Raw genomic sequence first — 19,984 nt, 5'->3', positions numbered from 1 at the left:
GCCTGCCGGTTCAGCGGCTGGTGCTGGCCGAACTTCTCGAACAGCACCATCGCCAACAGGCTGGGACCGGCCCAGCCGCGGGCGAGCACGTGGAACGGCGCCGGCGCCTGGCTGATGGTCTCGCAATCCCGGCAGCTGAACTTCTCCCGCACGTGCTGGATCACCTTCCAGGATTTCGGGATCACCTCCAGCGTCTCGGTGATGTCTTCGCCGAGCTTGCACAGCCGCGTTCCGCCACAGCAGGCGCAGGACAATGGACCAGGTACGATCACGCGCTCGCGCGGCAGATGGTCGGGGAACGGTTTGCGCGATGGCCGCTGGCGCGTGAACGACGCCACGGTGGTGGTCGCGTTAGCGACCTTGGTGGCGGCGATCTCGGCGGCGAGTTCGTCCTCGGTCGCGGACGTTTCGAGGTCTTCAAGCGTCAGCTCGAGCTGGTCCAACAGACGCGCGGTGCGCTCCGAGCGCGGCCCAAAACGATCGCGGTTGAGCTTTTCGATCTGCAGCTTCAAATGCGCGATCAGCGCCTGATCGTCGGACTGCCGGGCGCGAACGATGGCGAGTTCGGCGCGCGTCGCAAGCAACGCCGCGTGCAGCGCTTCAATGTCCTCCGGCAGTTTTTCGAGGCCTTCTCCCATGCCTCGATGGAATCACAAAACCTGCGATTTGGCGCGGGCTTTTTGCAATCTTAGGGGATTTTTTGCGCGGCCTATCCGGCGCTCTGCGGCCGCCAGCTGTGCTGCGGATTGCGCCAGTCGATCGCCTCCAGCAGATAACCCATCTGGGCCGCGCTCAGCGCCACCACGCCGTCCACTGTCGAAGGCCAGATGAAGCGGCCGCGGTCCAGCCGCTTGGCGTAGAGCGACAGCCCGATCCCGTCATGCCATAGCGCCTTGATCAGCGTGCCGGCGCGACCGCGGAATACGAAGACGTCGCCGGCGAACGGATCGCGGCCAAAACCTTCCTGCACCAGAAGCGCCAGCCCCTGCATGCCTTTGCGCATGTCGGTATGCCCGGTCGCGATCCAGATCCGCGCGCCTGCTGCGATCGGGATCATCGGCGCTCCAGAACGGCCAGCACGCGTGCCAGCGCATCCGCATCGACGCCCGCGTCGACGATGACCCGGCGCTGCTCGCCGAGCTCGATCATCATGCGGCCGCTCGCCGGCGTGGCAGCGGATGACGGCGCATTCGCGGGCGCTGCCGTGCTCGTCACGACCGCCGGCACAAACGCAGGCTTGGGCTGTTCGACCTCTCCTGCACGAACAGCGCCGAATGACCGCCGCCACGTCAGTAGCAACGAGCGCGATATTCCGTGACGCCGCGCTGTCGACGAGATCGTCCGCGGCGCCTGCATGCTCTCCAGCACGATCTTCAGCTTCTCGTCATCCGTCCATTGCCGGCGCCGGCCGGTCTCGACGACTTCGAGCCGCTCAACCTGTGTACTGCACTTATGGCTGTCCATAAGTGCTGTTACAGAGCAATCCGCCTAACCCAGCAAGGCGGCCCTCGCCGGAGGGAGACGAGGCAGGCGACCTCATCTTCGAGATCGCAACCCGGATCGGCGGGCAGACGCATCGCCTGCTCCAGCGACTTGTTGAGACAGAACTGGAGCAGGCATGGAGCCTACCGGCCGTCCTCCCATCATCGGCGAGGCGCCCCAGGTAGCTCCGCAGCAGCCCTCGCCAAAGGAGGTTGGCGAACTCTATTGCGCATTCAAAGCCAAGAGCGATTGGGCAAACAAGACCGCGACTGACGTCAGGCTCGTGCTGAGCTTGGCCGAGGAGGCCATAGGGGCCAGCCAACCAATGCCAAGTGCAAGGAAAATAGCGGAATGACGGCAAAGGCCGCGGCTGCAAAACGCTCGAACGGCCGACGCTCTCGATCAAGACGCAGGACAAATACTTCAAGCTGTTCAAATCATTCCTGCGCTGGGCAACGAACGAGAACTATCTCGACAAGCCGCCGGGGCCGAACATCAATGTCGCGGGTGCAGCCAAGCTGACACCGTTCGACAGACGCCAGCCCTATTCAGCAGATCAGCTGAAGGCCAGACGGTTCTCCGCAGGTTGTCCGAACGGGTGCAATCGGCAATCGGCGCGTGGCGCAATGGACTGCTCTCGCGCCAAGCCGACCTGATTCTCGACCTGGCCCTTTCTCCCAGCCCGACGCCGATGTGCAGGCCACCGGCTCACTGCGGTGCTCGACCGCGCCGCCCGATAATTTCCGATTTGTCCGCTGTCTGACGGAATTGACCGCCCATTCGGCCTATTCACCGCCGATCCCTGCGGGGCAGGCAAGAAGGACGGATGCGGTCCATGGCTCATATTTCACTTCTCGGCTGGCTTGGACTGTTCCTGACTCTGGCTGGCGAGGTCACCGCGCTGATGCAGATCCGCGACCTCAAGCGGATGCTGATCGCCTCCTGCATCGCCGAACTCGGCTATGTTCTCATGGGGTTCGGGGTTGGAACCTTGACCGGCGACACCGGCGCGGTGATGCACCTCGGTTACCAGATGGTGATGCGCGCGCTGCTGCTGCTGGCGGCCTGGCATCTGATCCGGCGCACCGGATCGTCGAAGCTCGACGATCTGGTCGGCAGCGTCGAACGGTTCCCGTTCGTGTCGCTGATGTTCGGCTTCGGCATGTTCTCGGTGATGGGGCTGTCGCCGTTCAAGGGCGCGTTCTCCAAATTCATTATTCTCTATGCCGCGATCGAAAACGGCGACTGGCTGCTCGCGGTCGGCGGCACCATCGCCAGCATCATCGCCGCGGTTTACTTCATCCGCACCGTGCAGGTGGTGTGCTTCCAGCGCCAGAGCCACGGCATTCTCAAGGACAAGCCGATCTCGTTCTTCGCCATCACGCCGCGCGACGCGCCGATGGTGGTGCTGGCGCTCGCCACCATCGTGATGAGCCTGTATCCCGACCCGTTCCTGGCGATGGCGGCGACCGCGGCCGGCATGGCCGATCACTCCGCGCTGCCGGAATTCGAGACCGCTTGGAGCGCGCCGGTGCTGCTGCCTTACGTCGGCGGCTTCCTGCTGTTCGTGCTCGGCCGGTTCTCCCCCTCGCTGCGCAGCGTCGGCGCCGCGGTGATCGCAGCTGCGACCTTCGCGCTGGTGGTCTTCACCTTGAAGAGCGGCGATGTCGGCGATTATTTCGCGCTGATCTTCGCCGGCATCGGCCTCGCCGTCACGGTCTATTCGATCCGCTACATCGCGCATTCGCACGCCATCAACCGCTATTTCTTCTTTCTGTTCGTGATGATCGGCTCCCTGATCGGCGTCGCCACAGCGAACCATCTCGGCAATTTCTACCTGTTCTGGGAGCTGATGACCTGGAGCTCGTATCTCTTGGTGATCCACGAGCAGACCGACAAGGCGCTGAAGGCCGGGATGAAGTATTTCCTGATCTGCACCTCCGGCGCTTACGTGATGCATCTCGGCATCCTGTTGCTGCACACCCAGCTCGGCACCTTCGAACTCAGCGAGATCGCCGAGCGCGCTTCGCTGCTGACGCCGGCGATGGGTTGGTTGATCGCCGCGACCTTCCTGGTCGGGCTTGGCGCCAAGGCCGGGCTGTTTCCGCTGCACAGCTGGCTGCCGGACGCCCATCCGGTGGCGCCGTCATCGATCTCGGCGCCGATGTCCGGGATCCTGACCAAGGCCGGCATTCTCGGCATTGTGAAGCTGTTGTTCGCGGTGTTCGGCGCGGCGAGCTTCGTCCACCTCGACGTGTTCGGCGGGCTGACAGCGCCCGGCGTGGTACTGATCGTGCTGGGCTGCGTCACCTTCCTGATCGGCGAGATCCAGGCCTATCGGCAGACCGACATCAAGCGCCTATTGGCCTATTCGACGCTGGCGCAGGTCGGCGAGATCACCATGGTGATCGGCGTCGGCACCTATCTGGCGCTGGCCGGCGCGCTGGTCCACGTCGCCAACCACGCCATCATGAAGACGCTGCTGTTCTTCTGCGCCGGCGCGCTGATCATGCGCGCCAAGGGCCAGACGCTCGACGCCTTGAAGGGCATCGGCCGCAAGATGCCGTTCACCGCGTTCTGCATGGGCATCGGCCTTTTGGCGATCATGAGCGTGCCGCCGTTCGGCGGCTTCGTCGGCAAGTTCTTGATGATCTATGCCTGCGTCGAGGCCGGCCAAATCCCGGTGGCGATCGTGATGCTGCTCGGCGGCGTGATCGGCGCGATGTATTACGCCCGCATCCTGCGCGTGGTGTTCTTCGCGCCCTATAGCGGACCGGAAATCGCCGAGGCGCCGCTGTCGATGCGGATCGTGCTCGGCGCGCTCGCAGCACTCTGCGTGGTCAACGGGCTGTATCCCGACGCCGTGCTGCATTTGGTGTTGCCGGTGGTGGATCGTCTGGCCGCGCACAGCGAGCTGACGCGTGCGGCATTGCCGCCGTTGACGATGCAATGGTCGCTCGCCGCCGCGATCGCCGCGCTCGGCGCCATCGCGGTCTATCTGCTCGGCCGCGGCCGCCCGCTGCGCGCCGGCGTGCTCTCGGTCGGCGTGATGGCGGCGGCATTGATCGGCGTCTTGGTCCAGACCAGCAGCTACGACGCGCTGTCGTTCTGGTATGCGGCGGCGATCGTGGCGATGGGCGGCGTCAACCTGTGCTATTCGATCGGCTACATGGCGCATGGCCATGCGCAGAACCGGTTCTTCTTCTACTTCCTGGCGATGATCGCCGGCTTGCTCGGCGTCACCGCCAGCGGCAACCTGTTCTCGTTCTTCGCGTTCTGGGAGCTGATGAGCAGCTGGACGCTGTATCTGGTAATCAGTCACGACGAGACCGCCGAGGCGCTGCGCGAAGGCACCAAATATTTCATCTTCAATTTCGTCGGCGCCAGCGTGCTGTTCCTTGGCGTCACCATGCTGGCGGCGACGACCGGCACGTTCCAGATTGCCGAATTGGCCGCAGCCGTCGGCAAACTGCAGCCTGCCGCGCTGCTGGTTCCGGTGAGCTTGATCTTCATAGGTTTCCTGATGAAGGCGGCGCAATTGCCGCTGCGGATCGATTACCAGATGCACACCGTGCCGGCGCCGACCCCGGTCTCCGGCTATATCTCTGCGGTACTGTTGAAGGTCGGCCCCTACGGCATTCTGAAATTCTTCGTGGTGCTCGGGGCAGGGACGACCTTCGCAAAGCTCGCCGCCATTTCGCCGTGGATGCCGAACCTGATGCAGGTGGTCGCGGTGATCGCCGCGATCACCCTGCTCTATGCCGGCGCCATGGCGGTGGTGCAGACCGGGATCAAACGGCTGTTGATCTACAGCACCGTCAGCCAGCTCGGTTACATCCTGCTGGGGATTTCGCTCGGCACCTCGCTCGGCATCGCCGGCGGGTTGATGCACGCCGCCAACCACATGCTGCTGAAGGACCTGTTGTTCCTGGTCGCCGGCTGCATTCTGGCGCAGGCCCACATCACCAGCCTCGATGAACTGGGCGGACTGGGGCGGAAAATGCCGATCACCTTCGGCATCTTCCTGTTCGCCGGGCTGTCGCTGGCCGGGATTCCGCCGCTCAACGGCTTCGGCTCGAAATGGCTGATCTATCAGGCGGCGTTCGAGAGCGGGCATTACCTGTTGGCGCTGGCGGCGCTGATGTCGAGCCTGTTCACGCTGGCCGCGGTGCTGAAGTTCGCCCATACCGCTTTCATGGGGCAGTTGTCGCCGGTCGCGGCCGGGATGAAGGAAGCCCCCGCGGTGATGCTGGCGCCGATGCTGCTGCTGGTCGCAGCGAGCGTCGCGGTCGGGGTGTTTCCAGGCCTGTTATTGGTGCCGATCGCGGGGATTCAGGCGAGCCTCGGGCTCGAGCCGGTCGCGGCGAACTGGCTTGGCGGGCTGCCGGGATCGAGCCCGTTCAATCCGCTGGTGCTCAGCCTCGCGCTTGTTGCCGTCGGTCTGATCGGCTGGCTGTACTACCGGATCGCCGGCAGCACCAAGGTCGCGAGCTACGTCCACACCGGCGGCGTGATGAATATCCCGAATGCTCGGATGCACATGCCGGCGTCGGCACTCTACGAGACGCCGGAGCGCCTGATCCGGCTGGCGCTTCGGGCCGAACCCGCGATTGAAAGTCCCAGCCATGATTAAGGACACGCTCTGGACTCTGCTCGCCGTCGTCGTGTTTCCCGGCGGGTTGTTCGCGATGGCCTTGGGCCTGGCGCTGAAAGGCGTCGAGCGCCGCGCCATCGCCCGGCTGCAGCGCCGGGTCGGGCCGCCGCTGGTGCAGCCGTTCTACGATCTGGTCAAGCTGATGCGCAAACGCACCCTCATTCCGGACACCGCCAACCGCTTCGTATTCCTGACGGTGCCGCTGATCGGGCTCGCCGCGATGGGCGTTGCCGCGGCGATGATCCCGATCCCCGGCTTCTACCAGCCGAGCCCGCTGCTCGGCGACCTGATCGTGCTGTTCTATCTGGTCTCGGTGCCGGCGGTGGCGCTGATGCTGGCCGGCTCGGCCTCGGGCTCGCCCTATGGCGCGATCGGCTTCTCCCGCGAGATGGCGATCGTGCTGGCCTATGAGGGGCCGATCCTGCTGTCGCTGGTCGCGGTGGCGCTGCACGCCGGCGCCGCGATGGGCCAGCCGATCGCGCTCAATCTTTCCGACATCGTCAACTATCAGCAGCAACACGGCGCGTTCCTGTTCGATCCCTGGCTGCTGCCGGCATTCCTGACCTATCTGAGCTTCATCCCGGCCAATCTCGGCATCGCGCCGTTCGACATTCCGGAGGCCGAGGCCGAGGTGCTCGAGGGGCCGCTGGTGGAATATTCCGGGCCGCCGCTCGGGCTGTTGAAGCTGACCTCGGCGATCAAGAGCGTGGTGGTGATCGGGCTCGGCGTCGCGCTGTTCTTCCCCAACGGCCCGGACGGTATCGCCGGCCTCGTGGTGTTCGCGCTGAAATGCGTGGTGATGGTGCTGGCCGGTGCGCTGCTGAAGGCCGCGGTCGGCCGGATGCGGATCGATCAGGCGGTGCTGTTCTATCTGAAGTGGCCGGAGCTGCTCGGCGTCGCTGGGTTGGTTCTCGTCGCGGCGCGGCTTTAAGGAGCGATGGTGATGAACTTCTTTTCGACCGCGGCGAAGAAATCGCCCTGGCTCTATCGGATCAACGCCGGGTCCTGCAACGGCTGCGACGTCGAGCTCGCCACCACCGCCTGCATTCCGCGCTACGACGTCGAGCGGCTCGGCTGCCAGTATTGCGGCAGCCCGAAGCACGCCGACATCGTGCTGATCACCGGCCCGCTCACGGCGCGGGTCAAGGACCGGGTGCTGCGGGTGTTCGACGAGATCCCCGACCCGAAGGTCACCGTCGCAGTCGGGATCTGCCCGATCTCCGGCGGCGTGTTCCGCGAGAGCTACGCGATCGAGGGGCCGATCGATCGCTATCTGCCGGTGGACGTCAACGTCCCCGGCTGTCCGCCGCGGCCGCAGGCGATCATCGAAGGCATCGCCATGGCCATCGAAATCTGGGCCAAGCGGACATAGGAGTTCATCGTGACGTTCCTGAAAATCCTTTGGGACAATCTGCGTAAGGGCCCCTCGACCGAAGCGTTTCCGTTCGGCGAGGCCACCACGCCTGCCGGCTATCGCGGCAAGGTGACGTTCGACGCCGCCACCTGCGTCGGCTGCAACATGTGCGAGCACGTCTGCGCCGCCGGCGCGATCCGCTTCGCCGAGGCCGACGACGGCCTGCATTTCGTGATCTGGCACAACACCTGCGTATCGTGCGGGCTGTGCGCCTATTACTGCCCGACCAAGGCGATCAAGCTCAGCAACGACTGGCACCTGTCGCATCTGCAGCAGGACAAATACACCCAGCTCGACCACGGCGTGGTCGCCTATAAGCGCTGCACGTCGTGCGGCGACAAGCTGCTGCCGACCGGCAGCGTGCTGACGCAGCTCGCCTACAAGGGGCCGAATCCGCGCGCCGAGCGGCTGATGGATCTGTGCCCGGAGTGCCGGCGCAAGGCGAGCACCAGAGGAGAGGCGATATGACCGACGCGTCCACCATCAAGGATCGGGTGATGTCCATCGCCCGCATGATCCGCGGCGAATTCTCGATCAGCGAGAATCGGCACGGCCGGGTCACCGCCTGGATCACGCTGGCCGACAAGGACGACCTGATCGCCACCTGCCATGCGCTGAAAGCCTTCGACGCAAGGCTGAGCATGATCACCGCGCTGGCCGATCGGAACGCCGGCTTCAACCTGCTCGCCTATCATTTCGACATCGAGGGCAGCACCGTCACCGTCAAGGTGAAACTCGTCAGCGGCGCCAGCATCGACAGCATCGTGCCGATCTTCCGCAACGCCGACTGGCACGAACGCGAATTCATGGAATTCTACGACATCAAGTGCACCGGCCGGACCGACAATCGCCGGCTGTTCCTCGACGAAAGCGTCGACGGCCGGGTGATGGAGCGGCTGATTCCGCTGTCCGTGATTTCCAATGCCGCCAGCACCAACATGCTGTTCGAGCGGCTGATTACCGATCGGGAGAAGCAGTGATGAAATCCTTCAACATGCCGGTCGGCCCGCTGCACGTCTCGCTCGAAGAGCCGATGTACTTCCGCATCGACGTCGAGGGCGAAAAGGTCGCGGGGCTCGAGATCACCGCCGGCCACGTGCATCGTGGCATCGAATATCTCACCGCCAAGCGCAACATCTACCAGAACCTGGCGCTGATCGAGCGGGTCTGCTCGCTGTGCTCGAACAGCCATCCGGAAGCCTATTGCATGGCGCTGGAGACCATCGCCGGCATCGAGGTGCCGGAGCGCGCGCAGTATCTGCGGGTGTTCGCCGATGAGATCAAGCGCGTCGCCTCGCACATGTTCAACGTCGCGATCCTGGCGCATGTGGTCGGCTTCGAATCGCTGTTCATGCACGTCATGGAAGCCCGCGAGATCATGCAGGACACCAAGGAAACCGTGTTCGGCAACCGCATGGATCTTGCCGCCAACATCATCGGCGGGGTGAAATACGACATCGATGCCGCGCAGTCGGCCTACATCATCAGCCAGCTCGACCGGCTGGAGCCGCTGCTGTTGAACGAGATCATCCCGGTCTACGAGACCAACGCCACGATCCAGTCGCGCACCCGCGGCATCGGCCGGATCACCCGCGAACATTGCATCGAATATGGCCTGATGGGGCCGGTGGCACGCGGCGCCGGCCATGGCTACGACGTGCGGACCGCGGCGCCCTATGCGGTCTATGACCGGATGGATGTCGAAGTGATCACCTATCCGGACGGCGACGTCTGGTCGCGCGCCATGGTGCGGCTGAAGGAGGTGGCGGCCTCGATCCGGTTGCTGCGGCAGTGCCTGCGCGACCTGCCGGACGGTGCGACCGACGCCGGCCCGCTGCCGTTCATTCCGGCCGGCGAGGCGGTGACCAAGGTCGAAGCGCCGCGCGGCGAACTCGTCTACTACGTCAACACCGACGGCACCGACATTCCGGCGCGGGTGAAATGGCGGGTGCCGAGCTACATGAACTGGGACGTGCTGCATCTGATGATGGTCGGCGAGGGGATCTCCGACATTCCGCTGATCGTCAACAGCATCGATCCCTGCATCTCCTGCACCGAGCGCTGACGCGTCATCGCGACAAGCTGTTGCGACGAAGCAGTCCCGGGCCGCCTAAGAGGGCCCTGGATTGCTTTGCTGTTCGGCTGGCGCACCGCGCCGTGCTCGGCTCGCACTGACCAAGAAACACGGCATTTCGACCGGTTTTGCAGCGTTCTAAATCTTTTTCAGAATTGTCATTTGGCGGACAGAACCACCCACGGCTTCGGCCTAATCCACCGCCACGAGATGGCTCTGGGGTCCCCGAGATGCACGAGATCACGATCACTTGTGCCCTCATGCGGGTGGTGAATGAGGAAGTCCTGCGCCGCGGTGGCGGCAAGGTTTCCGAGATCACGATGACGATCGGAGGCCTCCAGGGCATCGAGCCCCGCGTGCTGGAATCATCGTTCAACCTGCTGGCTGAAGACACCAACATGGCCGGTGCGGTGCTCAAGATCAACCGTCGCCCTGTGCGGGTGTTCTGCAGGGATTGCGAAGACGAACGGGTGGCCGACCACCGCTTCCGATGCGGCTCCTGCCAAGGAAGCGACGTCAGGGTGCTGCCGTCCGAAGGAATGACCGTCGATGAGATCGTGGTCTGCGCCTAGCGGCGCGCAGCCACGTAACAGGCCTGGAGGCCGACAGATGTCGCAACGACACGCCAAAGAAAACGTCATCATCTATGCCGAGCCGGATCGCTGCTTGGCCTGTCATTCCTGCGAACTGGCCTGCGCCGTCGCGCACGGCGACGGCCACGACATCATCAGCGCGGTCGCCGCGCATCTGCCGTTGCACGCCCGCAACCAGGTGGTGTCGGTCGACGGCGCCACCATGCCGATGCAGTGCCGGCAATGCGAGGACGCGCCTTGCACCATGGTCTGCCCGACCGGCTCCTGCCGCCAGGCCAACGGCCAGATCGAGATCGTCGAGCAGCAATGCATCGGCTGCAAGCTCTGCGTCATGGTCTGCCCGTTCGGCGCCATTACGGTGCGCTCCGAGGCCAAGCTCGGCCCGTCCTCGATCACCAACCGCGGCGTCGCCAAGAAGTGCGACCTGTGCAGCGATTGGCGCGCCGCAAACGGCAAGGCCGACCCCGCCTGTGTCGAGGCCTGCCCGACCAAGGCGATCAAGATGGTCGATCTGATCGCCTACCGCGATGCTTTGCGATTGGCCCGCGCCCGCGAGCTCGCCCAAGCCCACCGTTCACTCCGTATTTCGCTCTAATTGAAGAGGTTCTCCCGTGGCCTGCCTCGATTGTAACACCTGCTCGTCCGATCCGGCCGCCGTCCAGATGCTGGCGGTGGCCGAAGCCAACAACATCGGCACGGCATGGAGCCGTCATGCCCAGCAGCAGCCGCAATGCGGCTTCGGCACCACCGGGCTGTGTTGCCGGATCTGCCTGAAGGGACCGTGCCGGATCGATCCGTTCGGCCAGGGCCCGCAATTCGGCATCTGCGGCGCCGACCGCGACACCATCGTCGCGCGCCACCTGGTCCGCATGATGGCCGCCGGCGCCGCGGCGCATTCCGAGCACGGCCGCCACATCGCGCTGGCGATGCTGCATCTCAGCCAGGGCCACCTGCACGACTATTCGATCCGCGACGAAGAGAAATTGTTGGTGGTCGCCAAGCGGCTTGGCGTCGCGACCGAGGGCCGCGATCTGATGACCATCGTGCGCGAACTCGCCGATCTCACGCTGCACGATTTCCAGAATCAGAACTACGACGAGCCGTGCCATTGGCTGGCGGCGTCGCTGCCGGCGCCGCGGCTGAAGAAGCTCGGCGATCTCGGACTGTTGCCGCACAATATCGATGCGGCGGTGGCGCAGTCGATGTCGCGCACCCATCTCGGCTGCGACGCCGATCCGACCAATTTGATCCTCGGCGGCTTGCGCGTGGCTTTGGCCGACCTCGACGGCGAGATGCTGGCGACCGAACTGTCGGACGCCTTGTTCGGCACGCCGAAGCCGATCGTCACCACGTCGAATCTCGGTGTCATTAAGCGCGACGCCGTCAACGTCGCGGTCAATGGCCACAACCCGCTGTTGTCCGACATCATCTGCGACATCGCCGCCGATCTGAACGACGAAGCGATCGCCGCCGGCGCCAAGGACGGCATCAACATCATCGGCATCTGCTGTACCGGCAACGAGGTGATGGTGCGCCACGGCATTCCGCTCGCCACCAACTATCTGTCGCAGGAACTGCCGATCCTGACCGGCGCGCTCGACGCCATGGTGCTGGACGTGCAGTGCATCATGCCGTCGCTTCCGCGGGTCGCGGAATGCTTCCACACCAAGATCATCACCACTGACAAGCAGAACAAGATTGCCGGCGCAACGCATATGGATTTCCAGGAGGCCAAGGCCTCGGAAAACGCCAAGTCGATCGTGCGGATGGCGATCGAGGCGTTCAAGCACCGCGATCCGCGGCGGATCCAGATCCCCAACATCACCCAGCAGGCGATCGTCGGCTTCAGCACCGAGGCGATCGTCGCGGCGCTCGCCACCATCAACGCCGCCGATCCGCTGCAGCCTTTGGTCGACAACATCGTCAACGGCAATATCCAGGGCGTGGTGCTTTTCGCCGGCTGCAACAACACCAAGACCCAGCAGGACAGCGCCTATATCGCGATCGCCCGCTCGCTGGCCAAACGTAACGTACTGGTGCTGGCGACCGGCTGCGCCGCCGGCGCCTATGCCAAGGCCGGCATGATGACGCAGGACGCCACCCGGCAATATGCCGGCGAGGGCCTGAAGAGCGTGCTGACCGCGATCGGCGAATCCGCCGGCCTCGGCGGCCCGCTGCCGCTGGTGCTGCATATGGGCTCCTGCGTCGACAACAGCCGCGCCGTGGCGCTCGCCACCGCGCTCGCCAACAAGCTCGGCGTCGATATTTCCGATCTGCCGCTGGTGGCCTCGGCGCCGGAAGCGATGACCGAAAAGGCCGTGGTGATCGGCAGCTGGGCGGTCGCGCTCGGCATCCCGACTCATCTCGGCACGGTGCCGCCGATCGTCGGCTCCGACGTCGTCAGCCAGCTCGTCACCACCACGGCGCGCGACCTGCTTGGCGGCTACTTCATCGTCGAGACCGATCCGGAACTCGCCGCGGACAAGATGTTCGCCGCGATCCAGGAGCGTCGCGACGGCCTCGGCATCCAGACCCTGGCGGTGGCGCCGATCGCCGCGCTGGCCGCAGCGAAGCGCCCGGTGCTGCCTGCGAGGCTGACATGAAGATCGCGGTCACCGGAAAAGGCGGCGTCGGCAAATCCACCATCGTCGGCATGCTGGCCCGCGCGCTCGCCGACGACGGCTGGAAGGTGCTGGCGATCGACGCCGATCCCGACGCCAATCTGGCTTCGGCGATCGGGGTGTCGCAGGACCGGCTGGCCGGCGTCACCCCGATCTCGAAGATGATCGATCTGGCGCGCGATCGCACCGGCGCTCACGCCGGGATGGGTAGCCATTTCATCCTCAACCCCAAGGTCGACGATATTCCCGATCAGTTCTGCGTCGAGCATGCCGGCGTCAAGATGCTGCTCATGGGCACGGTGGACCATGCCGGCACCGGATGCGTCTGCCCGGAACACGCGCTGGTGCGCACCTTGCTGCGGCACATCCTGACCCGTCGCAAGGAATGCGTGCTGATCGACATGGAGGCCGGCATCGAGCATTTCGGCCGCGGCACCGTCGAGGCGGTCGACCTGCTGATCATCGTCGTCGAGCCCGGCGCGCGCAGTTTCCAGACCGCGCGGCAGATCGAGCAACTGGCCGGCGAACTCGGCATCAAGCAGATCTGCTACGTCGCCAACAAGGTGGCTTCGGAACAGGACCGCGCTTTCATTGCCGAGCAATCGCGGCGCTGCGACCTGTTGGCTTCGTTGCCGTTCGACGCCGCGGTGCAGGCCGCCGACCAGGCCGGCGTGTCGTTTTACGATCTGGCTGAGGCGGGACGCGAACGCGCGCACTCCCTTGAGCTGACCCTGCTCGATCGCATCGCTTCCAAGGATCAGCCGAAGGAGCAGATGCAATGTGCCTAGGAACCGTCGTCGTCACCCGCGCCGCCTCGGCCCGCGCGATCGAAGTCAAGGACGTCACCGCGATCAGCTTCGAGCCCGGCGCAGTGCGGGTCTCGACGCTCTTTGGCGACGAGCAGTTGTTTTCGGGCGTCTCAATCCAGCGGATCGATATGCAAAAGGGCGTAATCGTCACTCTTGTCGAGGAGAACATCACATGACGCCGCAAGACCAAGCCAAGGCGCGGCTGCGCGCCTATCTCGCGCATTTCATCGATCATGCGCAGGATCATGTCGCGGAGATCGACTTGCAGCGCAGCGCCATCGGCGCCGATTCGCGGCTCGGCGAGCTGCTGGACCAGGCGGTGGCCGATGTGCAACTGGCGCGCCGCTCGCTGGAAGCCGCGCTGGAAGCGATCGGCGGCAGCCCGGCGCGGGATGTTTTCTCGCACCACGCGCATTCCCATCAACCACACCTTCACCACTCCCCTGAAAGTGTAGTGACACCCGGCTCCCATGATGTGACTGAGCATCATAAAGCCAAAATTGGAGGGCCGCGCCCCACCGCGTAACGACAGGCCTCCGCGCGTCCGATCGGCGCGGTCGGGCTCAGTGTCGAACAGCTGGCGCCGAAGCCCCCGGTGAGGGAAACCAAAATGCCGCCGCGCTTCAATATCGCCGATGTCTTGACCAGCCCTTCGGGAGAGGGATTCTTCAATGGCTTCAACGTGCGCAAGCACGACAAGGGAAGCATGATCTGCACCGGCGAGGGCGACGAGAACGGCGTCTTCGTGGTGATGGGCGGCAGGCTGAAGGTCTATCTGGTCGGCGACGAGCGGGAAATGACGCTGTTCTACCTGGTCCCGGGCGACATCTTCTGCATGCACTCCGGCTGCCTGATCGAGGCCGTCGAGAAGAGCGAATTGCGGTTCACCGACATCCGCACCTTCAGCAAGAAACTGGAGCAGTGCCCGGCGATCGCCTTCGGACTGGTTTCGATTCTCGGTCGCGCGATCATGTCCTGCATGCGCACCATCGAGGACCTGATGTTCCACGATATCAAGCAAAGGATCGCGTGGTTCTTTGTCGACCGCGCGTCGAGCGAGGGAAAGGCGTCCGGCACCGGCATTACGCTGTCGGTCGAACTCACCATCGAGGAGATCGCCAATCTGATCGGGTCCTCGCGGCAGACCACCTCGACCGCGCTGAACAGCTTGATCAAGGAAGGCTACATCAGCCGCAAGGGTCGTACCGACTACACGATCCTCGATATGCCGCGGCTGACCACCGCGGCGGCCGGCCGGTTGCCGGCGGAGGAGTGGTCGAGCGTGGGCAAGAAGATCCGCCCGGTCTAGAGCGTCACAGCGAACAGGAGACGGGCCATGTGTGCGGTTTGCGGTTGCGGTCAGGCGACCGTCGAAGGACAGCCTCTTCACGACCATGACGACCATGACGATCTCGACGAGGCCGCGCACGCCGCGCTGCATGCCGCCGGCACGCCGCATGGCCATCACCATGACCACCCGCATGACCATCATCATGCCGAGCACGATCATCACGATCATGCGGCCGTGCATTACGGCGCCGGCGCGGCCGGGGTTTCCGTGCCGGGGCTCGACCAGCGCCAGATCATCAAGCTGGAACGCGCGGTGCTGTCGCATAATGACGGCCTTGCGCAAGCCAATCGCGCGCGCTTTGCGCAGGCCGGCATTCTCACGCTGAACTTGCTATCGAGCCCGGGCTCCGGCAAGACCACGCTGCTCTGCGCGACGATCGCGGCGCTGGCCGGCCGTCTGCCGGTGGCGGTGATCGAGGGCGATCAGCAGACCAGCTTCGACGCCGACCGGATTCGCGAATCCGGCGCGCCGGCGATCCAGGTCAACACCGGCAAGGGCTGCCATCTCGACGCCGCGATGGTGGCCGACGCTTACCAGCGGCTTGATCTTCCCGAGGGCGCGGTGCTGTTCGTCGAGAATGTCGGCAATCTGGTCTGCCCTGCCGCCTTCGATCTCGGCGAGGCCGCCAAGGTGGTGATCCTCTCGGTCACCGAGGGCGAGGACAAGCCGCTCAAATATCCCGACATGTTCGCCGCCGCCGATCTGATGATCCTGAACAAGATCGATCTGGCGCCCTATGTCAGCTTCAATGTCGAACGCTGTCTGGAACTGGCGCACCGGGTCAATCCCCGCCTGTCGGTGCTGCAGCTGTCCGCCACCACCGGCGAGGGATTAGCGGCCTGGGTGCAATGGATCGAAGCCCGGCAGCGCGAACTGGCGTGAACAGAGCGAAGCGCGCCGTTGCAATTCGTTGCATCCGGATCGACGGCGCGTCGCGCGGTAACGTCATTTCTTCAGCAAGAAGCCGTTGAGTGCCGCGATGAACCTGTCCGGATGGTCCAGGTTGACCACGTGGCCGGCGTCGACCTTCAGATATGTCCCATGTTTCAGCAGCGACATGGCGCGGTCGGCGTCTTCTTTGCTCATCGCGCCGTTCAGGGTGCCGTCCGGCTCGGTCGAGAAGTTCGCCTGCATCAGCAGCACGGGGCATTCGATTCGGGCCAGCGCCAGCGCATGGTCGAAACCCTTGTTCCAGCTGCCGTCGTAGAAGGCTGCCCCGAACCGCGGATCGTACTGATCAAGCCCGCGGAGCAGCATCCGCACCGTATCGTCCCGCAGCAACCCGAGCTCCAGGGGTTTTCCGGGATTGGCGCGGCGATAGGCGCGCACCGCCTGGGTGAGTAGGAAGGCCGATCCCGGACCGACGTTCTTCCGGAAGAATTTGGCGTTGCCGTGGATCCAGTACAGAAGAAAGTCGTCCGGGTGATCCTTGGTGGCCGCGCTGTAGCTCGTCGCGAAGGCGCGGTCGGCGATGGTCTGCTTGATGCGGGGATACTCCGCGGAAAACAGCGGCGGGTCTTCCAGCAGCGCGGCCTTGATCAGCTCCGGCCGATGGGCCGCGAGCCAGACCGCCAGCAGGCCGCCTGACGAGTTGCCGGTCACATACACCGGCGCGGCGATCTGCTGGGCGATGAAGTCGCCGAGATCGGCGCCGATCTGGTTGGCCGTCATCGGGTAGTCCGCCGGCGCGACCGTGCTGCCGTGGCCCGGATAGTCGACGTCGAACACGTGGTAGGATCTGGCGAGTTCGGGCAACACCCGGCTGTAGCTGAACCAGTCGAGCAGCTGCGCGTGAAGCAGCACCAGCGGCGGGCCGTTGTCGGGGCCCTCGACATAGCTCAGCGTCACGCGATTGACCCGAGCGGTCTTTTGAACGTAGCCCGCAGCCTGAAGCTTGGCGTGGTACGGATCGGACATCACTCCGGCGAGCGGCCCTGCCGCCGCGGCCAGCGCGGTGAAAGCGAGCAAGCCGAGCGCCGCCCCGGCGCCGGCCATCGCGGTCGTCCAGCGAGGCCCGCCCCGCCGCGGGCGGCGGGGCGTCGGTTCGAACGATGGATTGCGGCTCATGTCGGCCTCGGCTGGGCGAAAGAAACGCCGTCCGGCTTGCGCCGGAGCGGCTGATTGAGGCTATATGTTGAGCATCGCTCAATTTTCCCACTCGCTTTCGAAGCGCCGAGGTTCGTCGTCGTGCCGCAGCCGCAACCCGCTGGTTTCAATCGAAAATCGCCGATTCAGGGGCGCGCGAAACAGACCGTCGCGACGATCCTCGAAGCCACCGCTCGGATTCTGACCGAAGAAGGCAGCGAGCGGCTGACCACCAACCATCTCGCCCGCAGGGCTGGCTTCTCGATTGGGACCATCTACCAGTATTTTCCCAACCGGGAGGCCATCGTGCTGGCCTTGGTCGAACGGCAGCGCGCAGAGGTCGAGCGGCGCGTCAAGGCGGTGCTGGCTGGTGGAGAGGACGCCGGTCCGGAAGCAAGGATCGCACAGATCGTGCGGACGCTGCACCAGGCCTTCGCGGTGCATCGCGCGCCGCAGCGGCGCCTGGTCCAGGCGCTGCTGCGGCTGGCGGCGACGCAAGGCATCCCGACCCCGCCGGACACCGTGGCGCGGGCCATCTTCACGATCTGGCGCGACGCCAAGGGCGGGCGGGCGCCCGGCGAGAGCGACGTCTTCGTGCTGACCCAATCGCTGTTCGAGACGCTGCGGCAGGCGACGCTGCAGTCGTCGCCGCTGCTCGGAACGGTTGATTTCGAGGAGGCCCTGCTTCGCATGGTGTTTGGTTGTCTCCGCGGGGCAAGCCAAAGCTGACGCGGCGACGTCGCGTCGGCATCGCCCCATGACGTGCCGTGCGCGACACCCTGCGCTCGCGCAGCCAATGTGATCCACAGCGCAGACCGTGGCCGCTCGACGCGCCGCGCGCAGGTTGATAAGCCCGGCCTCCGCAGGGAGGTCTGAGTCGGTATGACGGTTGCGATCGAGATGGGACACACCGCGGCAGGGGCCGCGGCGACGCTGGACCTGGAGGAACTGCTGGCGACGCGCCTTCTGGTGCAGGGCAATTCCGGTTCCGGCAAATCCCATCTGCTGCGCCGGCTGCTGGAACAGAGCGCGCCCTGGGTGCAGCAGACCATCGTCGATCCGGAAGGCGACTTCGTCTCGCTCGCCGAGAGTTTTGGCCACCTGGTGATCGACGCCGAGGAACACACCGAGCGCGGCCTGCAGGTCGCCGGCGAGCGCGCCCGGATCCACCGCGTCTCCACGGTGCTCAATCTCGAAGGGCTAGATGCCGAGAACCAGATGCGGCGCGCCGCAGCCTTCCTCAACGGGCTGTTCGAAGTCGGCCGCGATCACTGGTATCCGATGTTGGTGGTGGTGGACGAGGCGCAGCTGTTCGCGCCGGCGGTCGCCGGCGAAGTCTCCGACGAGGCGCGCAAGCTCTCGCTCGGCGCCATGACCAATCTGATGTGCCGCGGCCGCAAGCGCGGGCTCGCCGGCATCATCGCCACCCAGCGGCTCGCCAAGCTCGCCAAGAACGTCGCCGCGGAAGCGTCGAATTTCCTGATGGGCCGCACCTTCCTGGATATCGACATGGCGCGCGCCGCCGATCTTCTCGGCATGGAGCGGCGGCAGGCCGACGCGTTCCGCGATCTCGAGCGCGGGCAGTTCATCGCGCTGGGGCCGGCGCTGTCGCGGCGTTCGCTGGCGCTGCGCATCGGTCCCACCAACACGCAGCCGCGCAACGCCACGCCGCGGCTGGTGCCGCTGCCGGAGGCCTCCACCGAGGCCCACGCCATCGTCATGGCGGCGCCGCCGCCGGATCCGCAACGGCCGCCGCGACAGCAAAGGCGCCCGTCGCCGGATCTGCTCGGCCAGCTGATGGCGGCAAAGTCCGCAGCGCTGGAGAGCCGTGCCGAGGTGGCAGAGCAGCCGGTCAGCGCCGAGCAACTGGCAGAGCGGCAGGAGCGCGTCGACCGCGTGCTGCGCGCCGTGATGGCGGAGCCCGACGCCGGGTTTCGCCCGATCGGCGTGCTGTATCAGGAATTCGTGGTGCGCTGCCGGATCGATGGCCTGGGTTCCGACGTGCCGGACCTCGCCGGCTTCCGTCACATGCTGACGCGCGCCCGCGCCGGGCTCGGCTCCGACATCGCCGACGACGACGCCTGGCAGGACGTGTCGGTGCGCGCCTCGATGCTGCCCGAGGAAATGCAGGGCGTGTTCATGATGATCGCGCGCGCCGCGAAAGAAGGCTGGCCGTGCCCGGGCGACGCGGCGATCGCGCGGGCCTATGGCTCGCACTCGCTGCGCCGGGCGCGGCGGCTGTTGAGCTACATCGAGGAGCAGGGGCTGATCGTCTGCCAGCTCGACGGCGCCGGCCGGCGCATCGTCACGCTGGTCGAACTGGCCTGGGCGACGGCGCCCGGCGATCCCAACGCCGACGAGCCTTCGGCCTGCGCCGCCGCGCCGGTGTGATGCAGTCTTAAGCGGCTGACGCGAAATGCTGCGAAGCCGACCAGACTAGGCAATCACGCTCAACACGTCATGGCCGCGCTCGTCGCGGCCATCCACGCCCACGTGCGAGGCGTTGCTTGTTTCCGTGGATGGCCGGGACAAGCCCGGCCAAGACGCGGAGAGGTGGCGAATTCTCGATGGGTCAGCAGCGTTGCGGGCGGATCGAATTTCCGGCCGGGCACCTCAAGAGGCTCGCCAGAAGTCCAGCATTGAACTAACCGCGGCCGCTGCGTCATTGCGAGCCGAGGACGGTGCGCAGCGCCGGCCGAATAGCGAAGCAATCCAGAGGCTGCACGCGGAGCCCTGGATTGCTTCGTCGCAAGCGCTCCTCGCAATGACGGGCTTAATCGCCGGACCTCGTTGCGAACATCGTCAGTAGTCGTCCGTGAAGAAGGCCAATCAAGCGACCTGACGGCTCGTTGATGGCGGCGGTTTGGTTCGCATGATGGCGGCCAACCAGGCGCGCAAAAG

The 19,984-nt window shown here is 65.3% G+C and carries 20 protein-coding genes; 16 read left to right on the top strand and 4 right to left on the bottom strand.

Annotated elements, in window-relative coordinates; translation table 11 throughout:
- The 3 genes from HNR60_RS23425 to tnpA form a co-directional block, all read right to left on the bottom strand.
- A partial coding sequence (locus tag HNR60_RS23425) for an IS66 family transposase (protein ID WP_184262733.1) occupies nt 1-638 on the bottom strand: 638 nt, incomplete at its 3' end.
- A gap of 71 nt (nt 639-709) precedes the next feature.
- The gene (gene tnpB, locus HNR60_RS23420) at nt 710-1,057 is read right to left on the bottom strand and encodes an IS66 family insertion sequence element accessory protein TnpB (protein ID WP_184262731.1); all 348 of its coding nucleotides are present in this window, start codon (nt 1,055-1,057) and stop codon (nt 710-712) included.
- Entirely contained in the window at nt 1,054-1,464 is a 411-nt protein-coding gene (gene tnpA, locus HNR60_RS23415) for an IS66-like element accessory protein TnpA (RefSeq protein ID WP_184262729.1), read from the bottom strand. Before tnpA ends, tnpB begins: the two co-directional genes overlap by 4 nt.
- 853 nt (nt 1,465-2,317) lie before the next feature.
- Here tnpA and HNR60_RS23410 point away from each other — a divergent pair.
- The 14 genes from HNR60_RS23410 to hypB all read left to right on the top strand — a co-directional run bounded on the left by HNR60_RS23410 (nt 2,318) and on the right by hypB (nt 15,880).
- The gene (locus HNR60_RS23410) at nt 2,318-6,115 is read left to right on the top strand and encodes a proton-conducting transporter transmembrane domain-containing protein (RefSeq protein ID WP_184262727.1); all 3,798 of its coding nucleotides are present in this window, start codon (nt 2,318-2,320) and stop codon (nt 6,113-6,115) included.
- On the top strand, nt 6,108-7,067 hold the full coding sequence (locus tag HNR60_RS23405) for a respiratory chain complex I subunit 1 family protein (RefSeq protein WP_184262725.1): 960 nt from the start codon (nt 6,108-6,110) through the stop codon (nt 7,065-7,067). Before HNR60_RS23410 ends, HNR60_RS23405 begins: the two co-directional genes overlap by 8 nt.
- Before the next feature lie 12 nt (nt 7,068-7,079).
- Nucleotides 7,080-7,508: an NADH-quinone oxidoreductase subunit B family protein gene (locus HNR60_RS23400; protein WP_184262723.1), complete on the top strand. Its 429-nt coding sequence runs from the start codon at nt 7,080-7,082 to the stop codon at nt 7,506-7,508.
- A 9-nt stretch (nt 7,509-7,517) separates the two neighbouring features.
- Nucleotides 7,518-8,018, top strand: coding sequence for a 4Fe-4S dicluster domain-containing protein (locus HNR60_RS23395; RefSeq protein ID WP_184262721.1), 501 nt, complete (start codon nt 7,518-7,520; stop codon nt 8,016-8,018).
- Complete coding sequence (locus HNR60_RS23390; protein WP_184262719.1) at nt 8,015-8,530, top strand: NADH-quinone oxidoreductase subunit C; 516 nt, start codon at nt 8,015-8,017, stop codon at nt 8,528-8,530. The genes HNR60_RS23395 and HNR60_RS23390 overlap by 4 nt, the downstream gene beginning before the upstream one ends.
- Nucleotides 8,530-9,615: a hydrogenase large subunit gene (locus tag HNR60_RS23385; RefSeq protein ID WP_184262717.1), complete on the top strand. Its 1,086-nt coding sequence runs from the start codon at nt 8,530-8,532 to the stop codon at nt 9,613-9,615. Before HNR60_RS23390 ends, HNR60_RS23385 begins: the two co-directional genes overlap by 1 nt.
- A gap of 239 nt (nt 9,616-9,854) precedes the next feature.
- Complete coding sequence (locus tag HNR60_RS23380; protein ID WP_184262715.1) at nt 9,855-10,196, top strand: hydrogenase maturation nickel metallochaperone HypA/HybF; 342 nt, start codon at nt 9,855-9,857, stop codon at nt 10,194-10,196.
- Nucleotides 10,197-10,233: 37 nt separating this feature from the next.
- Nucleotides 10,234-10,812: a 4Fe-4S dicluster domain-containing protein gene (locus HNR60_RS23375; RefSeq protein ID WP_184262713.1), complete on the top strand. Its 579-nt coding sequence runs from the start codon at nt 10,234-10,236 to the stop codon at nt 10,810-10,812.
- A gap of 16 nt (nt 10,813-10,828) precedes the next feature.
- Entirely contained in the window at nt 10,829-12,820 is a 1,992-nt protein-coding gene (gene cooS, locus HNR60_RS23370; protein ID WP_011474899.1) for an anaerobic carbon-monoxide dehydrogenase catalytic subunit, read from the top strand.
- On the top strand, nt 12,817-13,626 hold the full coding sequence (locus HNR60_RS23365) for a carbon monoxide dehydrogenase accessory protein CooC (RefSeq protein ID WP_184262711.1): 810 nt from the start codon (nt 12,817-12,819) through the stop codon (nt 13,624-13,626). Before cooS ends, HNR60_RS23365 begins: the two co-directional genes overlap by 4 nt.
- A complete protein-coding gene (locus tag HNR60_RS23360; RefSeq protein WP_184262709.1) occupies nt 13,617-13,823 on the top strand; it encodes a CooT family nickel-binding protein in 207 nt (68 codons plus the stop codon). The genes HNR60_RS23365 and HNR60_RS23360 overlap by 10 nt, the downstream gene beginning before the upstream one ends.
- The gene (locus HNR60_RS23355) at nt 13,820-14,173 is read left to right on the top strand and encodes a DUF8180 domain-containing protein (RefSeq protein WP_184262707.1); all 354 of its coding nucleotides are present in this window, start codon (nt 13,820-13,822) and stop codon (nt 14,171-14,173) included. The genes HNR60_RS23360 and HNR60_RS23355 overlap by 4 nt, the downstream gene beginning before the upstream one ends.
- Nucleotides 14,174-14,257: 84 nt before the next feature.
- Nucleotides 14,258-14,956 (top strand): Crp/Fnr family transcriptional regulator, encoded by a 699-nt coding sequence (locus HNR60_RS23350; protein WP_184262705.1) that lies wholly within the window; start codon nt 14,258-14,260, stop codon nt 14,954-14,956.
- Between the two features lie 27 nt (nt 14,957-14,983).
- Nucleotides 14,984-15,880, top strand: coding sequence for a hydrogenase nickel incorporation protein HypB (gene hypB / locus HNR60_RS23345; protein ID WP_184262704.1), 897 nt, complete (start codon nt 14,984-14,986; stop codon nt 15,878-15,880).
- 63 nt (nt 15,881-15,943) lie between these two features.
- Here hypB and HNR60_RS23340 read toward each other — a convergent pair whose 3' ends face one another.
- On the bottom strand, nt 15,944-16,993 hold the full coding sequence (locus tag HNR60_RS23340) for an alpha/beta fold hydrolase (RefSeq protein WP_184262702.1): 1,050 nt from the start codon (nt 16,991-16,993) through the stop codon (nt 15,944-15,946).
- A 192-nt stretch (nt 16,994-17,185) separates the two neighbouring features.
- Between HNR60_RS23340 and HNR60_RS23335 the strand changes: the two genes are divergently transcribed.
- Together HNR60_RS23335 and HNR60_RS23330 are read left to right on the top strand one after the other, a co-directional pair.
- Nucleotides 17,186-17,812 carry a TetR family transcriptional regulator gene (locus HNR60_RS23335; protein WP_184262700.1) on the top strand — a complete coding sequence of 209 codons (627 nt, stop codon included), beginning with the start codon at nt 17,186-17,188 and terminating at the stop codon, nt 17,810-17,812.
- Between the two features lie 153 nt (nt 17,813-17,965).
- Nucleotides 17,966-19,474 (top strand): helicase HerA domain-containing protein, encoded by a 1,509-nt coding sequence (locus HNR60_RS23330; protein WP_184262698.1) that lies wholly within the window; start codon nt 17,966-17,968, stop codon nt 19,472-19,474.
- The last annotated feature ends 510 nt before the right edge of the window (nt 19,475-19,984 follow it).

Origin of the sequence: Rhodopseudomonas rhenobacensis, assembly GCF_014203125.1 — a bacterium.
GTDB lineage: Bacteria > Pseudomonadota > Alphaproteobacteria > Rhizobiales > Xanthobacteraceae > Rhodopseudomonas_A > Rhodopseudomonas_A rhenobacensis.
This window is presented reverse-complemented; position numbering and strand designations above follow the sequence as displayed.